Annotated in this window: 15 protein-coding genes, 1 tRNA gene and 1 riboswitch; all 16 genes read left to right on the top strand. The window is 36.5% G+C overall.

The window, feature by feature from the left end; all coding sequences use genetic code 11:
• The first annotated feature begins 248 nt into the window (after nucleotides 1–248).
• Nucleotides 249–323 (top strand) — tRNA-Pro (locus tag P9X27_06005).
• 89 nt (nucleotides 324–412) lie between these two features.
• On the top strand, nucleotides 413–556 hold the full coding sequence (locus P9X27_06010; protein MDP8253931.1) for a DUF5679 domain-containing protein: 144 nt from the start codon (nucleotides 413–415) through the stop codon (nucleotides 554–556).
• Nucleotides 557–575: 19 nt separating this feature from the next.
• On the top strand, nucleotides 576–923 hold the full coding sequence (rsfS, locus tag P9X27_06015) for a ribosome silencing factor (GenBank protein MDP8253932.1): 348 nt from the start codon (nucleotides 576–578) through the stop codon (nucleotides 921–923).
• Nucleotides 924–942: 19 nt separating this feature from the next.
• Nucleotides 943–2595, top strand: coding sequence for an arginine--tRNA ligase (argS, locus tag P9X27_06020; protein MDP8253933.1), 1653 nt, complete (start codon nucleotides 943–945; stop codon nucleotides 2593–2595).
• Between the two features lies 1 nt (nucleotide 2596).
• The gene (mfd, locus tag P9X27_06025; GenBank protein ID MDP8253934.1) at nucleotides 2597–4504 is read left to right on the top strand and encodes a transcription-repair coupling factor; all 1908 of its coding nucleotides are present in this window, start codon (nucleotides 2597–2599) and stop codon (nucleotides 4502–4504) included.
• Between the two features lie 13 nt (nucleotides 4505–4517).
• Complete coding sequence (locus P9X27_06030; protein MDP8253935.1) at nucleotides 4518–5444, top strand: peptidyl-prolyl cis-trans isomerase; 927 nt, start codon at nucleotides 4518–4520, stop codon at nucleotides 5442–5444.
• Complete coding sequence (gene pdxA, locus P9X27_06035) at nucleotides 5392–6423, top strand: 4-hydroxythreonine-4-phosphate dehydrogenase PdxA (protein ID MDP8253936.1); 1032 nt, start codon at nucleotides 5392–5394, stop codon at nucleotides 6421–6423. The genes P9X27_06030 and pdxA overlap by 53 nt, the downstream gene beginning before the upstream one ends.
• Entirely contained in the window at nucleotides 6413–7231 is an 819-nt protein-coding gene (gene rsmA, locus P9X27_06040) for a 16S rRNA (adenine(1518)-N(6)/adenine(1519)-N(6))-dimethyltransferase RsmA (GenBank protein ID MDP8253937.1), read from the top strand. The genes pdxA and rsmA overlap by 11 nt, the downstream gene beginning before the upstream one ends.
• Nucleotides 7231–8004 carry a prolipoprotein diacylglyceryl transferase gene (gene lgt, locus P9X27_06045; protein MDP8253938.1) on the top strand — a complete coding sequence of 258 codons (774 nt, stop codon included), beginning with the start codon at nucleotides 7231–7233 and terminating at the stop codon, nucleotides 8002–8004. Before rsmA ends, lgt begins: the two co-directional genes overlap by 1 nt.
• Before the next feature lie 89 nt (nucleotides 8005–8093).
• Nucleotides 8094–8546 carry an N-acetyltransferase gene (locus P9X27_06050; protein ID MDP8253939.1) on the top strand — a complete coding sequence of 151 codons (453 nt, stop codon included), beginning with the start codon at nucleotides 8094–8096 and terminating at the stop codon, nucleotides 8544–8546.
• A 2-nt stretch (nucleotides 8547–8548) separates the two neighbouring features.
• The gene (gene leuC, locus P9X27_06055; protein ID MDP8253940.1) at nucleotides 8549–9829 is read left to right on the top strand and encodes a 3-isopropylmalate dehydratase large subunit; all 1281 of its coding nucleotides are present in this window, start codon (nucleotides 8549–8551) and stop codon (nucleotides 9827–9829) included.
• Nucleotides 9826–10707, top strand: a complete 882-nt coding sequence (locus P9X27_06060; protein MDP8253941.1) for a hypothetical protein — start codon at nucleotides 9826–9828, stop codon at nucleotides 10705–10707. Before leuC ends, P9X27_06060 begins: the two co-directional genes overlap by 4 nt.
• A 231-nt stretch (nucleotides 10708–10938) precedes the next feature.
• Nucleotides 10939–11164: riboswitch (cobalamin riboswitch) on the top strand.
• 131 nt (nucleotides 11165–11295) lie between these two features.
• Entirely contained in the window at nucleotides 11296–13287 is a 1992-nt protein-coding gene (locus P9X27_06065; protein ID MDP8253942.1) for a TonB-dependent receptor, read from the top strand.
• Nucleotides 13288–13323: 36 nt separating this feature from the next.
• Nucleotides 13324–14145, top strand: a complete 822-nt coding sequence (locus tag P9X27_06070; protein MDP8253943.1) for a helical backbone metal receptor — start codon at nucleotides 13324–13326, stop codon at nucleotides 14143–14145.
• The gene (locus P9X27_06075; GenBank protein ID MDP8253944.1) at nucleotides 14135–15121 is read left to right on the top strand and encodes an iron ABC transporter permease; all 987 of its coding nucleotides are present in this window, start codon (nucleotides 14135–14137) and stop codon (nucleotides 15119–15121) included. The genes P9X27_06070 and P9X27_06075 overlap by 11 nt, the downstream gene beginning before the upstream one ends.
• On the top strand, nucleotides 15114–15816 hold a 703-nt coding region (locus P9X27_06080; protein MDP8253945.1), incomplete at its 3' end, for an ABC transporter ATP-binding protein. The genes P9X27_06075 and P9X27_06080, both read left to right, overlap by 8 nt.

The raw sequence follows: 15816 nt of genomic DNA on the forward strand, positions 1-15816 counted from the left end.
CTATGTCTGAGCAAGTTCAAACAAAAATTATAGAAGCCTTAAATAGTGTGATTAAAACCGAACATAAATCTGTTGACAATGAAGCGTTTAATATATTAGCAGATACGCTTGAGCAGATAGCTCCAAGATAGAATAATAGAATTTGCAATTAAGTTTTGCCCGCTAGAAATAGCGGGCTTTTCTTTTAGCACTAGATATTTCCTCTTGCCATTTTCTGTTACCCTCTTTAAACTAATACAAGTATTTAGCGGGGCGTAGCGCAGCATGGCTAGCGCGCCTGAATGGGGTTCAGGAGGTCGGCGGTTCGAGTCCGCCCGCCCCGATTTATCTTTCAACTTAAGGTTGTAAGATGGTAGCGAGATATGATAGCATATATATAGTGAGTTTAACCTTTCAACAAGAGGAGGCGTAGATGGAAGCATATTGCGTAAAATGTAAAGCCAAGAAGGAAATGCAGGATGGTGAAGAAGTAACTATGAAAAATGGTAGAAAAGCAATGAAGGGAAAATGTCCTGATTGCGGTACATCTTTATTTCGCATTTTAGGATCTAAATAGCGACAGGAAAGTAGTAAGAGTGGATTCATACTGTAAAGCAAGACTCATTGCCGGTCTTACTCAAGATAAGGGCGGCAATGATGTTGTATTAATGCATATAGGTAAATTAGTGAGCTTTGCCGATTTTTTTGTTATCTGCAGCGCTGATTCAGCCCGGCAAGTCAAAGCAATAGTCGATCATGTAATCTCAAGCACCAAAAATAATAAGATTAAAATTTGGCATTCTGAAGGTTATGAGAAGTCTGATTGGGTGCTGCTTGATTATGGAGATATAGTAGTGCATGTATTCACAGAAGAGCAGAGACTATTTTATGAGCTAGAGAGATTGTGGTCTGACCTTCCTTTAGAGCATATTGAGGCAGCTTAATAATTAACTTTTCATTGTTATGTTAAATATAGAAGATAGATTAAAAGAATATCTGGTTGAGATTGCAGCTGGCTGGGGTATTGGCGATTTGGATCTTGAGGTTGGTACTCCTCGCTCTAGGGAGTATGGGGATCTCTCAACCAATATAGCCTTGAAACTATCTAAACCTTTAAAAAAGAGCCCCAAAGATATAGCAGCCAGCATACTACCAAAGCTTAAAGAAGATTTTAAGGATGTTTTTGATAACATCGAGATTGTAGAGCCGGGATTTATAAACTTCTATTTCTCAACGGAGTATCTTTATGGATTTTTAGGGGACATATTAAAAGATGAGAGAGTGTTTTTAAATAATATAGGGAAAGGTAAGAAGGTCCTTATTGAGTTTGTATCTGCGAATCCAACAGGTCCGCTTTCCATCGCTCACGGGAGACAGGCAGCTATAGGCGCTGCATTAGCCAGGATACTTAGCTCTTCGGGTTACAGGGTAGATAGAGAGTATTATGTCAACGATGAGGGTAATCAGATAAATCTTCTGGGCGAGTCTTTACGGGTAAGGTGTTTAGAGCTTCTTGGAAAAGAATCGGAGCTACCTGGTGAAGGTTATCAAGGTGAATATTTAATTGATGTAGCAGAAAAGATAGTGAAGGATGAGAAACTAAGCATAGAAGAGATAGAAAACAGAGAGCTGAATTATTTCTCTGAGTATGCCCTTGAATGGATTCTATCTGGGATTAAAGGTTCTCTTTCTGATTTTGGGGTCGATTTTGAAGGCTGGGTCTCACAGAGAGATATTGCTGCCAAGAGCTCTATGGAAGATGTTATAACCAAGCTTAAGTCTAAGGGTCATATATATGAGCAGAATAAAGCATTATGGTTTAAATCCAGCGATTTTGGCGATAGTCAGGATAGAGTTGTTATTAAACATGATGGAAGTTACACTTATTTTATTGCTGATATTGCCTACCATCTGGATAAATACAAGAGAGATTATGATCTTCTAATAGATATTTGGGGCCCCGATCATCATGGTTATATCAAAAGAGTCGAAGCTGCCTTAGATGCTTTAGGTTATGAGGCAAGGAGACTAAAAGTTTTGATTGTTCAGCTAGCTACGCTATATAGAGACGGCAAGCCTATTAAGCTCTCGACTAGGCGCAATGAGACTATAACCCTAGATGAGGTTCTATCTGAGATTGGTTCTGACGCAACGCTCTTTTTTCTTTTGAACAGAAAACTGGATAGTCATCTTGATTTTGACTTAGAGTTTGCTAAAAAGAAGACCATGGATAACCCTGTATATTATATTCAATATGCACATGCTAGAATCTCAAGTATTATAAGTTTTGCGCAGCAGAATAACATAGATTTAAGAGAGCCTCTATCTTCTGATATAACAGCTAGCTTAAGAGAGTCAGAGGAAAAAGATATCTTGCGCAGCTTGGTGCAGTTTTCTAGAATAATAAAGATAGCTGCTCTTACAATGGAGCCTTCTTTTATTGCGGCATATCTATACGAGCTCGCTCAGCAGTTTCACGGTTTTTATAATAAACATAGAGTTGTTACAGATTCTGCTGCATTGACAAAAGCGCGGCTCTATGTCTGTTCTGCAATCCAAATTGTGCTAAAGAAAGGATTAGGATTGCTCGGGATATCTGCTCCCGATAGCATGTAGCATGTTTAAGACTCTTAAAATATATCTTGGCGAAAGAGTAGATTATAAGAGTTTAGTCAAAAGTTTTAGCGAATTAGGCTATAGAAGAGTAAGCAGCTTAGGCGCTCGAGACGAGTTCTCTTTAAAAGGGTCTAGCATAAGCATATATCCTTCCAGCTATGAGTTGCCATTGCGAATCGAGGTAGATGACGATCTCATATCTTCAATAAGAGTATTTAATCCCCATAGCGGCGATATCTTAGAAGAACATAGGATGTTAATACTCTTACCAGTAAAACTTTCTAAGTTGAAAGATAAGGAGAGTATTTATCTTGAAAGTACACCAATTGAGAGTTTTCTCGACATTAAAAAGGGGGATTATGTTGTCCATATTAATCATGGTGTAGGCAGGTTTCTCGGCATTAAGACCTTAAAAGGAGAAGATTTCTTTTTAATCAAATATTTTGGAGAAGATAGACTCTATATCTCCATAAAAGATGCAGATCTTATTCAGAGATATTTAGGGTTTGGAGGTAGAGCTCCTAAGTTAAGTAAGCTAGGAAGTAAAGATTGGCAGAGTTTAAAGAGCAAGGCCAAATGTGGCATAGAGAGTTTTGCAAAAGATCTGCTAAAAATTCAAGCAGAGAGAACATCTTTAAAAGGATATTCTTTTTCCAGAGATACGGATTGGCAGAATGATTTAAAGAGCAGTTTTCCCTATAGAGAGACTTCTGATCAGCTCAAAGCTATAGAGGAAGTAAAGAGAGATATGGAATCTACTTACGCGATGGATAGGTTAATATGTGGCGATGTTGGTTACGGTAAGACCGAAGTCGCTTTACGTGCGGCGTTTAAAGCTGTTATGGATAATAAGCAGGTCTCAATGCTCGTACCTACAACAATACTTGCTCAGCAGCATTACCAGAGGTTCCTAGAAAGACTTGCACAGTTTCCGGTTAGAGTTGATATGTTGTCAAGATTTAGAACTGGAAAAGAACAAAAAGGGATTCTGGCTGATTTAAAAGAAGGAAAAATAGATATAATTATCGGGACCCATGGGCTGATATCATCAAGTGTTGAGTTTAAGGACCTGGGTTTACTTATAATAGATGAGGAGCAGAGGTTTGGCGTGATTCAGAAAGAAAGATTTAAGCAATACCGTCAGGTGGTAGATGTTTTGACTTTAACAGCAACGCCGATTCCGCGTACGTTATACATGTCGCTTGTTGGTATTAAAGGTATGTCGGTTATAAATACTCCTCCGGAGGAGAGATTGCCGGTTAAGACTTATATCTCTGAATATGACGATAATCTAATTAAGCGTGTTATCAGGAGAGAGCTTAAAAGAGGGGGTCAGGTGTTTTTTGTAAACAACAGGATAAGAGGCATAGAGAGAATGGCAGCAAAATTAAAAAGATTATTACCTAAAGCAGAGATTGCTGTTGCACATGGAAGGATGGAGGAAAGAGATCTTGCTGATATTATGGCGAGATTTTTAAATTCTGAGATAGATGTTCTAGTCTCTACTACTATAATTCAATCTGGAATCGATATCCCCAATGTTAATACTCTGATTATAAATAGAGCAGATATGTTTGGGTTAGCCGGCCTCTATCAGCTTAAAGGAAGAGTAGGGAGATACAATAGGATTGCCTATGCATATTTTTTAATACCCAAGGGCAAGCCTGTCTCAGACGATGCCTCAAGAAGGCTTAAAACTATAATAGAAGAGTCGGATTTAGGCGCAGGGTTTAAAATCGCTATTCGAGATTTAGAGATAAGAGGGGCGGGTAATATCTTAGGGCAAGAACAACACGGATTTATACAGTCTGTGGGCTTTGATCTTTATTGCAGACTTCTTAAGCAGACAATATATAAATTGACAGGAGATGAAATAAAAGAGAAAATATTTAACAAAATCAACAATTGAATGCGGGGGGTTTATGAAAAAGTTTTTAATGGTGCCAGCACTACTTTTGTTAATAGTTAATATCTCCGAGGCTGTTTTAGTGAATAGGGTGGTAGCCGTAGTTAATGGAGAGGTTATAACTGAGTCTGACCTGGTTCGTTTTGCTAAAAAGATAGCTATAGCTCGGAATATAGATTTAGCTCAAATGGATAGAGCAGCAGAGGATAAGGTTGTCAGAGAGTCACTCAATGAGCTGATAGAAGATATGCTGATCCTTTCTTATGCCAAGAGGTTAGGTTTAGGAATAAATGAAAAGGCGGTTGAGAAAAGGATTGCCGTAATCAAAGACGGTTTTAATACCGAGATGGAGTTTTTAAGTAGATTAGAGGGGGACGGCTTAAGCTATGAAAGCCTTTGGCAGAGAATATACAATGATATTCTAAAAACTAAGACCGTTGATTATTTTGTCAAAAGTAAGATAGAGTCCCATCCTCAAGAGATAGAAGAATACTATTTTGCTAACGAGGATGAGTTTATTGCTCCTGAGGCATTCAAGGTTGAAAAAATATATGTTAAAAAAATCGAAAATAGTAAGAATAGAATAGATCAGATAAGATTACTGATTGAAAAAAAGGTACCATTTGAGATTTTGGTTCAGAATCATAGCGATTCCTTGGCTGATAATGTAAGAGAAGGGGAGTGGCTTTTTAAGGGTAGGGTTAGTGAGGATATAGCTAATGCTGTCTTTGGTCTTAATGTCGGAGAGGTAAGCGATATAGTAGAGACTGAGAGTGCTTACTATATATTTAAAGTCGCGGCTAAGGCAGAAGCGCATTTAGAAAAGCTAGATAAGGTTAAGAATAGAGTCTATAATAGTCTATATCAGAAAAAATTCTCTGAGAAATATAATGAGTTTATCACAGAGCTTAAAGAGGATGCCCAAATCGACATTAAAATATAAGAAGATTTTGCTCTATACTCTGGGAGATCCAGCCGGAGTGGGTTCTGAGATAATCATTAAATCTTTAAGCCAAAGAGAGGTTCTTGACTCTGCTATACATCTTATAATTGCAGACCATAGATCTATTCTTCAGGCTGTTTCAATTTTAAAATCAAAGATCAGTTTAAATCCAATGACTGATTTTAATAGCAACCTCTTAGAAGCAGGTGCTTTAAATATCCTAGATCTCTCTAATGCGCCGGATGTAGAGCTGACTCGGCCTGATGCAGCCTCTGCTAAGGCAAGCCTGGAATACCTCGATAAAGCTGTAGATATAATTAAAAAATATGGATCAGATATAGCTTCATTGATAACTCTTCCGGTCTCTAAAGAGGAGATATCTTCATTGGGGGTAGGTTTTAAAGGGCATACAGAATATTTAAAGGAGAGATTTAGCGTAGATTCTGTATTGATGGTATTTTTAACCCCTGTTTTCTATCTCTATCTGGCTACTCGCCATATTCCTTTAAGAGAAGTCTCAGCCCATATCGATTATTTTGAGTTAAAAGATGCTATTAAGAAAATGGATAGTTTCTTTTCTAGAATTGATAAACATAAACCTAAAATAGCTGTTTTAGGCCTCAATCCTCACGGAGGCGAAAACGGTATCATAGGAGATGAAGAGGTGCTGATTATTAAACCTCTAATAGAGGAACTGAAGGCAGAGGGTCTAAATATCGATGGCCCTTATCCCGGAGATGGTTTTTTCAGAAATAGGGAGAGGTTCAACTATAATATTGTTGTCAGCCTTTATCATGATCAGACGTTACCTGTAATCAAAGCCATGTTTGATAATACGGTTAACTTTACTCTCGGGCTTCCTTTTTTAAGATTCTCCCCGGATCATGGTCCGGCCTATGATATTGCGGGTGAGGGAATTGCAAATCCGGCTTCGCTGCTTAAAGCTATTGAATACTCATTAACTCTCAATGTATCTTAAAGATATTCTTAAACAATACAATGTTAAACCCAACAAGAGATTGGGTCAGAATTTTTTAATATCGGAATATCATTTAAATAAAATAATAGATTCTATGGCCATTGAAGATGGAGGTTCTATTTTGGAGATTGGCTCTGGGTCTGGAAACCTTACTCGGGTTTTGGCTAAAGATGCGACTTCTGTGATAGCGATTGAGAAAGATGTCAGACTGTTCGATGTTTTAACCGATATTTTTAAAGAGAGCCCTAACGTATCTTTAATTAATGCTGATTTCTTAGCTATAGATTTAAAAAGTTATTTTAATAAGTACGGTCTTCTGAGAATAGTCGGCAATCTTCCTTACTATATATCTACTCAGATAATAGAGAAGATAATAGAGAACAGGAAGATTATTAAAGATGGATATCTTATGCTTCAAAGAGAGTATGTTGAAAGAATGATTGCAGTGTCTGGGAGCAAGAAGTACGGGCGCCTCTCTATATTTGCTCAGACATTTTTAAATCTTAAAAGACTATTTAAGGTACCAAAAAGCTGCTTCTATCCTCAGCCTAAGGTTGACTCTTATTTCATCTCTTTTAATATTAAAGATGATTGCATTATAGAGGATGCAGCTCTCCTGTCGCTAGTAACCTCTGAATTTTTTCAAAAGAGGAGAAAGAAAATAACAACCATAATTAAAAATTCTAAAATTCTCACTGGACTTAATATTGCATCTGTAATGTATAATTTAGGAATAGATTTAAATCAAAGGCCTGAACAGTTATCGGTTTGTAAATATATAGATATTGTTAAAAACATGGAGGGATAATGCATCCTGTTATAATACAATTTGGAAGTTTAGCAATTAGAAGTTATGGAGTTATGCTGGTCATAGCTTTTTTGGCAGCGTTCTATTTAGCAAAGTATGATTCAAAAAGAATTGGTTTAAATAAGAAGAATATGGATTCAATTGCAAATTATCTGCTGCTTGGAGGTTTGCTTGGTGCTAGGGTCTATTACGGTCTTTTCTATGACCCTTATTATTACTTTACAAAGCCATGGGCTCTGCTTTTTATATGGCAGGGTGGCCTTGCTGTGCATGGCGCCATAATAGGCGGAATTTTATCGCTGTATATTTTTTCAAAGAGAAATAGTGCTGAGTTTCTAAAGTTAGCAGATTTTCTTATACCTCTCTTGTTGCTTGGTCAAGCTATTGGCAGAATAGGTTGTTTTTTAAACGGCTGCTGTTATGGTTTACCCACAGAAAAACCATGGGGTATAATATTTACCAAGGACAGCTCTGCCTATTACCAATATGGTTTTCAGGCTCTCCATCCGACCCAACTTTATGAATTTATATTGTCTCTCATAGGTTTTGTTTTCTTGTGGGTTATAAGGAAAGATTCACCTTTTCGTGGTTTTATCTTCTCGTTGTACCTTATATATTACGGTCTGATAAGATTCTATATATCTTTATTTAGGGCTGATTCGCTCTATCTTTGGGGTAGCAATATAAAAATTGCTTATCTTGTGAGCTTGGGTTTAGTGTTATTTGGGGTAGTAGTATTAACTAGAGGTATTTTAAAAGCTAAAAAAAATTAGTACTATCTATATTCTCTGCTTTTTTAAAATAGGTTTTTAGGTTATAATTTAGCCAAAAATATTCAAAAGTTATGGGGATAATTTAAATTATGGAGATAGATAAGGCAAGAATAGAAAACGGAGTTGATATATATAATCTCATTAATGAGGCGGCTAAAGAGCATGAGGTTCTACCGCGTGCCCTAGGATATATATATGAGAATATACGGGATTTTTGGGTAGTTAGCGATAAGGACAAAATTGTAGGTTGTGTGGCTCTGCATTTTATATGGGAGGATTTAGCTGAGATAAAGTCTTTAGTTTTAGATAATAGTTTTAAGGGAAAGAACATCGGGACTTCTTTAATCGCAGAGGCTTTAAAAGAGGCTCAAAGCTATAATATAAAAAGAGTGTTTGTACTTACTTTTATTCCCGAATATTTTAAAAAGTCTGGTTTTAGAAGGGTTGATAAATCAGAGCTGCCTCACAAGATCTGGGCGGAGTGTATAAATTGTCCGAAATTTCCTAATTGTAATGAAGAAGCAATGATAAAGGAGTTGTAAAAATGGGTATGACTTTAGCAGAAAAGATATTAGCTAAACATAGTGGCAAGAATAAGGTTAGTCCCGGTGAATATATTCTTGCTAAGGTTGATCTATCTTTTGCAAATGATATCACCGCTCCACTTGCAATAAAAGAGTTTAAAAAAACAAAAAAGAGATTATTCTCCAGAAAAAAGATTGCTTTAATACCGGACCATTTTACTCCCAATAAAGATATTAGATCTGCTCAACAGGCTAAGATTCTAAGAGATTTTGCTCGAGAAGAGCGAATCGAGCATTATTTTGAGATAGGAGATGTTGGTATTGAACACGCTTTGCTCCCAGAGCGTGGCCTTATAAAGCCAGGAGATTTAGTAATAGGGGCTGATTCCCATACCTGTACCCATGGAGCTCTGGGTGCGTTTGCAACAGGGGTAGGGAGCACCGATATAGCTTTTTCTTGGGTGAGTGGAAAATGCTGGCTGAAAGTACCTCAGACAATAAAATTTGTCTATAAAGGTAGATTAAATAAGTGGGTTACAGGTAAGGACATTATACTCTTTACAATAGGTGATATTGGAGTAGATGGGGCTTTATATAAGGCGATGGAATTTACAGGACCTGCAATAAGAAGGTTAAGCATGGATGGGCGCTTTACTATATCAAATATGGCTATTGAAGCAGGGGGTAAGGCTGGGATAATAGAACCTGATGATCTGACCTTAGAGTATCTAAAAGGCAGAATAGATAATGTGGAATATAGTAAGTTGAAAAACAATATAGATTATTTTAAGAGCGATAAAGATGCTGTCTATAGTGAAATAAGAGAGTATGATCTCTGCAGTTTAGAGCCTGTTGTCTCCTGCCCTCATTTACCTAGCAATGTTAAGAGGGTCTCTGAGTTAAAAAAAATCAAAATAGACCAAGTTGTTATAGGTTCTTGCACCAATGGAAGGATGGAAGATTTAAGGTTAGCGGCTAAGGTTCTCAAGGGTAAGAAGGTTAATTCTAAGGTTAGATTATTGATATTTCCTGCTACTCAGAAGATATATCTAGATGCTTTAGCTGAAGGTTTACTAGAGGTATTTGTAAAATCTGGAGCTGTGATATCACCTCCGACTTGCGGTCCTTGCCTTGGCGGACATATGGGAGTTTTGGCGGAGGGTGAGGTTGCAATTGCAACAACAAACAGAAATTTTATTGGCAGGATGGGGCATGTTAAATCAAGTGTATACCTATCTAATCCTGCGGTAGCGGCGGCTTCGGCTATTACCGGTGAGATAACCAATCCCAGCAGCTTGTGAGAATATTTTTAACATTCGTCCTTCTATTTTTTGCTGCAGGCTGTAGGTCTCTCTTTCAAAATAACTATCTATTTAAAATTCAGCAAGAAGAATTCTTTTTACAAGGTTCTGTTTTAGTTAAAGGGTGGGGCATTGCAGATAGTTGTTTTAAAAATATATCCTTTGAGATCCCGGGTGAACCCTATAAGGCTTTTCTTTATTATGCAGGTAGAAATAGCGGTTTTCTGGAAGATAAATCTTTATATATTGAAGGTCAGATAATATCTGGAAGATTAATATATGCTGAGAATGTAAACAGAGATCCTGCATATAATAGGTATGTGTATACCTTGCGTTATGACATAACGCCTTTCGTGAAAAGAGGGGAGAACAATTTAGAGATTTGGGGTTTTGAGTCATTTTTAAATGAAGGTCTTGGTGTAGTCATACTTTATGAAGACAGCAGCGAGAGATTGAAAAGAGTTGTTCTTAAATCAGGGCTTGGTTTCTTTTGGTCTGGGCTTGAAGATGAAGAGAGGCGTGATTCTCCAATGGTTGAGTTTAAGATTAAGCCTAATGAAATATCTGAAGAGGCGCGTGTATTTATGTTTTTCGCAGGAGGCTCAGAATCTCCCAGAGATGAGAGGGTTTGGTTTAAAGGGTCTTTGGTCAAGTTAAATTCCAGTATAATTTCTGATTCAGAGCTGTTGTTTGAAAATCAGATAGCTTCATATGATGGAGGAGATTGGGACAGCTTAGATTTTAAATTGCCTCTTAAAAAAGAAGATAAGTTTATATATTTTCAAATTGAATCTCTGGATTTTACTGCCTCTGAACATAACGGAGATAGCTTGAATTTTGTCCTTACAGGATTAGAAATTCCGCTTGTAAGGGAGTGAGATTTAAGATAATATTTAATTAGTAGTGGTAGCTGATAGTAGTTTGATTTTTTAGTGTAAATATAAATATTTGTTGTTATAATAAATTTAGTTCATTGAAATTATATTTTAAAGAGTTAATAATTGGAGACCCGGTATTCCTGCCACAACCCCACGCCCGTGGCCAAGCCCCCTCCTCCACCCCCAAAATACCGGGTCTCCTTTAGATTTTTATTGATGTAAGCGTAGTTTTTATATAGATTTAACAGAGTTCTTTTAAAATATAGTTCAACAGTGTGAGGGAAGTTGGTGCGCCTAATGTTTTGGCAAGTCCAACGCAGCCCCGCTGCTGTAGCTCAGCCTTGTGAAGCAAGGGACTTTTTTAGTAAGATCGAAGCCACTGCCTGTATGGTGTAGGTGGGAAGGCGACTAAAAAAGCTGAGGAGTCAGAAGACCTGACTGTTGAAGATAAGTTCTAGTTCTCTCGAGGTGAGGAGAACGATTATCGTATGATTGGGTTTATAAATCGAGGGTGAGCCCTGTTACTTTTTTAGGTAGCAGGGCTTTTTTTATTTTGTACCAGTTTTTTTAAAATTAAAAGGAGTAGAAATGAAGAAAATATTAATGGTTTTGGGTTTAGTCTGTTTTTTATTTTCAGTTACTTTAAGAGATGGGATTGCAGAAATCGTTGATTTGGATTCTATAGTTATAACTTCTCATTCTAGTTTGAAGAGTGTATCAAAGTACAATATACCTTATAAGGTATATGTTTTTAATGAGAGTGACATAGAAAAGTCAGGGGCTAGCACTGTGCTTGATTTTCTTAAAAAGGTTGGCGGGGTCAGTGTTAGTGATTGGTATGGTACTGGCGTTAAAGCCAATGTTGATTTAATGGGTTTTGGTGAGACTGCTAGCTCTAATCTACTGCTTCTTATTAATGGTAGGCGTGTGAATGATGTAGATATGAGCGGAATAGATTGGACGCAAGTTGATATTGATAATGTTGAAAAAATAGAAGTGTTGAAAGGCGGAGGTGTTGTTCTATATGGTGATAATGCAGCAGGCGGAGTTATTAATATAGTTACGAAAAAGCCTAACACCGATCAGTTTACTGGCTCAGTGGGAACAAAAGTAGGTAGTTTTTCCTTAGATGAAGAAAGTTTTGAGGTAGGGCGAGCATCTGATAAATTTTCGTTTTATTTAACTTCAAGCCATTCAGGTACAGAGGGGTATCGTAAGAACAGTCACTATTATTCTGACAATATTAGTACATATTTAGAGTATAAGCTTTTAGAGGATACTACAGCTACTCTTGATATAGGCTACCATAATTATAGATACGGGTTACCCGGAGCATTGTACGATACTGACATAGGAAATGGTTATTCAAGAAGGGATACAAAATATCCTGATGATCACGCATCAATGGAAGACTCCTATTACAACTTAGGCCTGGAGCATAGTTTTGATGATACCGCCAAAGTGGTATTAACGGCAAATTTTCGGAATAAAAACGGAAGAGATAATTGGCATAGTTCAAATCAGTATATAGATAGAAGTATTCAGAGTAAAGGATTGCGAGCAGAATTTTTTAAAAGCCTCGATATTTTTAATCTGCCAAATGACTTAATTGTGGGTATAGATTTATATCATGCTGATTTTTCTGCTGACTTAGATTATCCTTCGTGGATAGATGATTGGACAGATATTGATAGAGATACTAGGGCTATTTTTATGCAGAATGAATTGAGTATCTCTAGTAAGGCAAAAATTGTTTTTGGTGCCAGACGTCAAAAAGAGAAGCTTACATTTGATTACACACCTAGGACAGGTACAGTTGTAGATGATAAGGTTGAGTTTAGCGAAGAGGCTTATGAGTTTGGCTTAAACTATCGCTGGAAAGAAAAAACAAACACTTTCCTGCATTTTGCTCGTGGTTTTAGAGTTCCTAAGACCGATGAATATTTCAGTGTTTGGGCTTCGCCCCCTGTTAATCAAGATCTTTTAACTCAGCGCTCTAAGAGTTTAACAGCTGGAATTAATTCGCAGCTAAATGAAAAAGCAAATTTTGATTTTAATATATTTTATATGCAGATAGATAATGAACTTTACTGGGATCCAATTGTAAGTTCTAATACCACCTACGAAGGGACAAAAAGACTTGGTTTTGATTCAGGTTTTAATTTCAATCCTTTTGAGAATCTACTAGTAAATTGTTTCTATACTTATGTAGATGCTCAGTATAGAAAAGGAGATTATAAGGGCAAGAAGTTTTCTATGGTTCCAGAACATAGCTTTAAGGCCGATCTTAGTTATCTTTTCTCTAATGGTTTGACTCTTTATTTAGATCTATTATATAGAGGCAGTGTTTATCAGATAAATGATCCTAATAATATTTATAAAAAGGGAGATTCTTACTGGGTTACAAATATGAAAATAGATTATAAATATAAAGATAACTGGAGTTTGTATTTAGGAATAAATAATCTATTTGACGAGGAGTATTCAGAATATGTGGCCTATAGTGCGATGTATAACAAGAATGGCATCTATCCATCTCCTGGAAGAAACTATTATACTGGGATTAAATATTCATTTTAATATATAGAGCTTATTTTTCTATGTTAAAATAGTGCGATGTTAATTCGTATATTAATAATTTTAATACTAGGGGTTTTTCTATCTAATGCTCATGCGTTAAGAATAGTCTCATTAAGCCCTTATCTTACCGAAGCTATTCTACTTCTTGATGGCGAGGACTCTCTAGTTGGTATTACAACGATATCTAAAGAGCTGTTTGGTATTGATAAAGAAGTAATAGGAGATACTTTAAATATTAATATAGAGAAAATTGTTTCGCTTAAACCCGATATTATTTTGGCAACTCCTATGAATAAGATTGAGAGGGTAGAGAGAATTAAGAAGCTAGGTTTTAGAGTTGAGTATTTTGAGATTGAAAAAAGTTTTGAAGATTGTTGTAGTAATTTTATGAGGCTTGCAGAGATGATGAACAAAGCTGAAAAAGCAAGAATTATAATAGATGAATCAAAAAATAAATTAGAGGATCTAGTCTGTAAGTTAAGATCAGAGAGCATGAAGAATATTTTTATAGAAGTTGGCCGTAAGCCTCTTATTACCGCAGGCAGAGATTGTTATCTAAATGATTTAATAAAACATGCCGGAGCTTATAATGTAGCTAGTGGCATAAGGGGCGGTTTTTTTAGGATAGCGAGAGAGAAGGTGTTGGAACTAGACCCTGAATATATCCTGATTCTTTCTGAGGATCATTTGGCGAGCTCTAGAGTATGGAGAAAGTATAATTTTTTAACCGCTGTTAAGTATGAAAATCTAATTAAAGTTGATGATGGTATTTTTTCAAGACCTAATCCTGTAAACTTTGTTCAAGCTGTTTATTTGTTGAGTTCTAAGATAAATTCAGAAATATTAAATGAAGATTAAGATTTTAATAATTGTAATTCTGCTTTCAATTATAACTATATTCTCTTTAAAATTAGGTGAAGTTGAAGTCTCTTGGCAGGAAATATTTAAAGTTATAACTGCTGATTATGACTCGGGAATAGAGAGCTCTATTGTAAGAGATATTCGCTTGCCTAGGATTCTAATCGCGCTTATAGTTGGAGCTGGTCTTGCAGTAAGCGGTGGAGTGTTTCAGTCTGTTTTAAGAAATCCTTTAGCAGAACCTTATACTCTTGGTATCTCAGGCGGTGCTTGTTTTGGCGTTGCTTTGGCAAGTTTATTTCTTGGTTCTAAATTTTCTTTTTTGATACCTCCTGCCGGCTGGCTAGGGGCATTAGCCGCTGTTTTTATTGTCTATTTTCTTTCGCTAAGGCGTAATTTTACAACTATAAGTCTTATCTTGTCGGGTATTGTGATTAATTTTTTATTCTCATCTTTAGTGCTTGTCTTGTTTGCATTTATTAAGCCTAACAGGGTTCAGTCTATGATACTCTGGTTAATGGGGGATCTCTCATCTTCTAATTTTAATTTAGTAAAAATAGGATATTTTGTTATCTTGCCAGCGATAGTGATTATTGTTCTTCTCTCCCGCAAGCTTGATATTTTAAGTTTAGGTGATGAGAAGGCACATTCTTTAGGACTCAATGTTAAAAAACAGAAGCAATGCTTTTATATTTTGGCTTCTCTTATTACCGGTACGGCTATAGTGTTATCAGGAGTAGTTGGTTTCATAGGTCTTCTTATTCCGCATTTGATGAGAAGATTCTTTGGAACTTTAAACAGGGGGGTTTTAATAGCTTCTGCTTTATCTGGGGCAGCTTTCCTGCTTTTGGCTGATACATTTGCCCGGGTTATAATATCACCTCTGGAGCTGCCTGTAGGTGTTGTAACTGGACTTGTTGGGGGAGTATTCTTTCTTGTAATCCTTATTTTAGGTAAGGAGTTTAAGGTTGGATAATATCTTAGAATTAAAAAATATATCTTCTGGCTATCAGGGTAAAATAGTTATAGAGGATATTGATTTTAAAGTTAAGAAAGGAGAATTTATAGGTTTAATTGGTCCTAACGGGGCAGGTAAGACTACTCTTTTCAAGACCCTTATGGGTATATTAAAACCTGAAAAGGGTGAGATCTTATATAAAGAGAGAGATCTAGCAGGTATAGATATTAAAGAGAGAGCAAAGAGAATAGCGTTCCTGCCTCAGATATTTGAAACCAGGTTCTCATATACAGTGGAGGAGTTTATTACAATGGGGAGATTTCCTCATCAGGATGGGCTCAGTACTTATTCTAAGAGAGATTTAGAGAGAGTTAAAGATGTTATTGAGAGATTCTCATTGACTGAAATACAGGGCCGCAGGATAGATGAGATCTCAGGCGGTGAACTTCAAAGAGTGTTATTTGCTCAGAGTATTGCCCAGGATCCGGAATTATTGCTTTTGGATGAACCCACAACCCATCTTGATATAGGACATCAGCTTGATATTATGAATGCTATAAGCGATCTTAACAGAGAAGGGCTTACTGTGATTACAATATTACATGATTTAAATATCTCTGCAGAGTTTTGCGATCGGCTTATTCTTATGGATAAAGGTAGAGTGGTCAGAGATGGAGAACCCTCTTTTGTTATGGACTACAGTATAATAGAAG

Source organism: Candidatus Kaelpia aquatica (genome assembly GCA_030765335.1).
GTDB lineage: Bacteria > Omnitrophota > Gorgyraeia > Kaelpiales > Kaelpiaceae > Kaelpia > Kaelpia aquatica.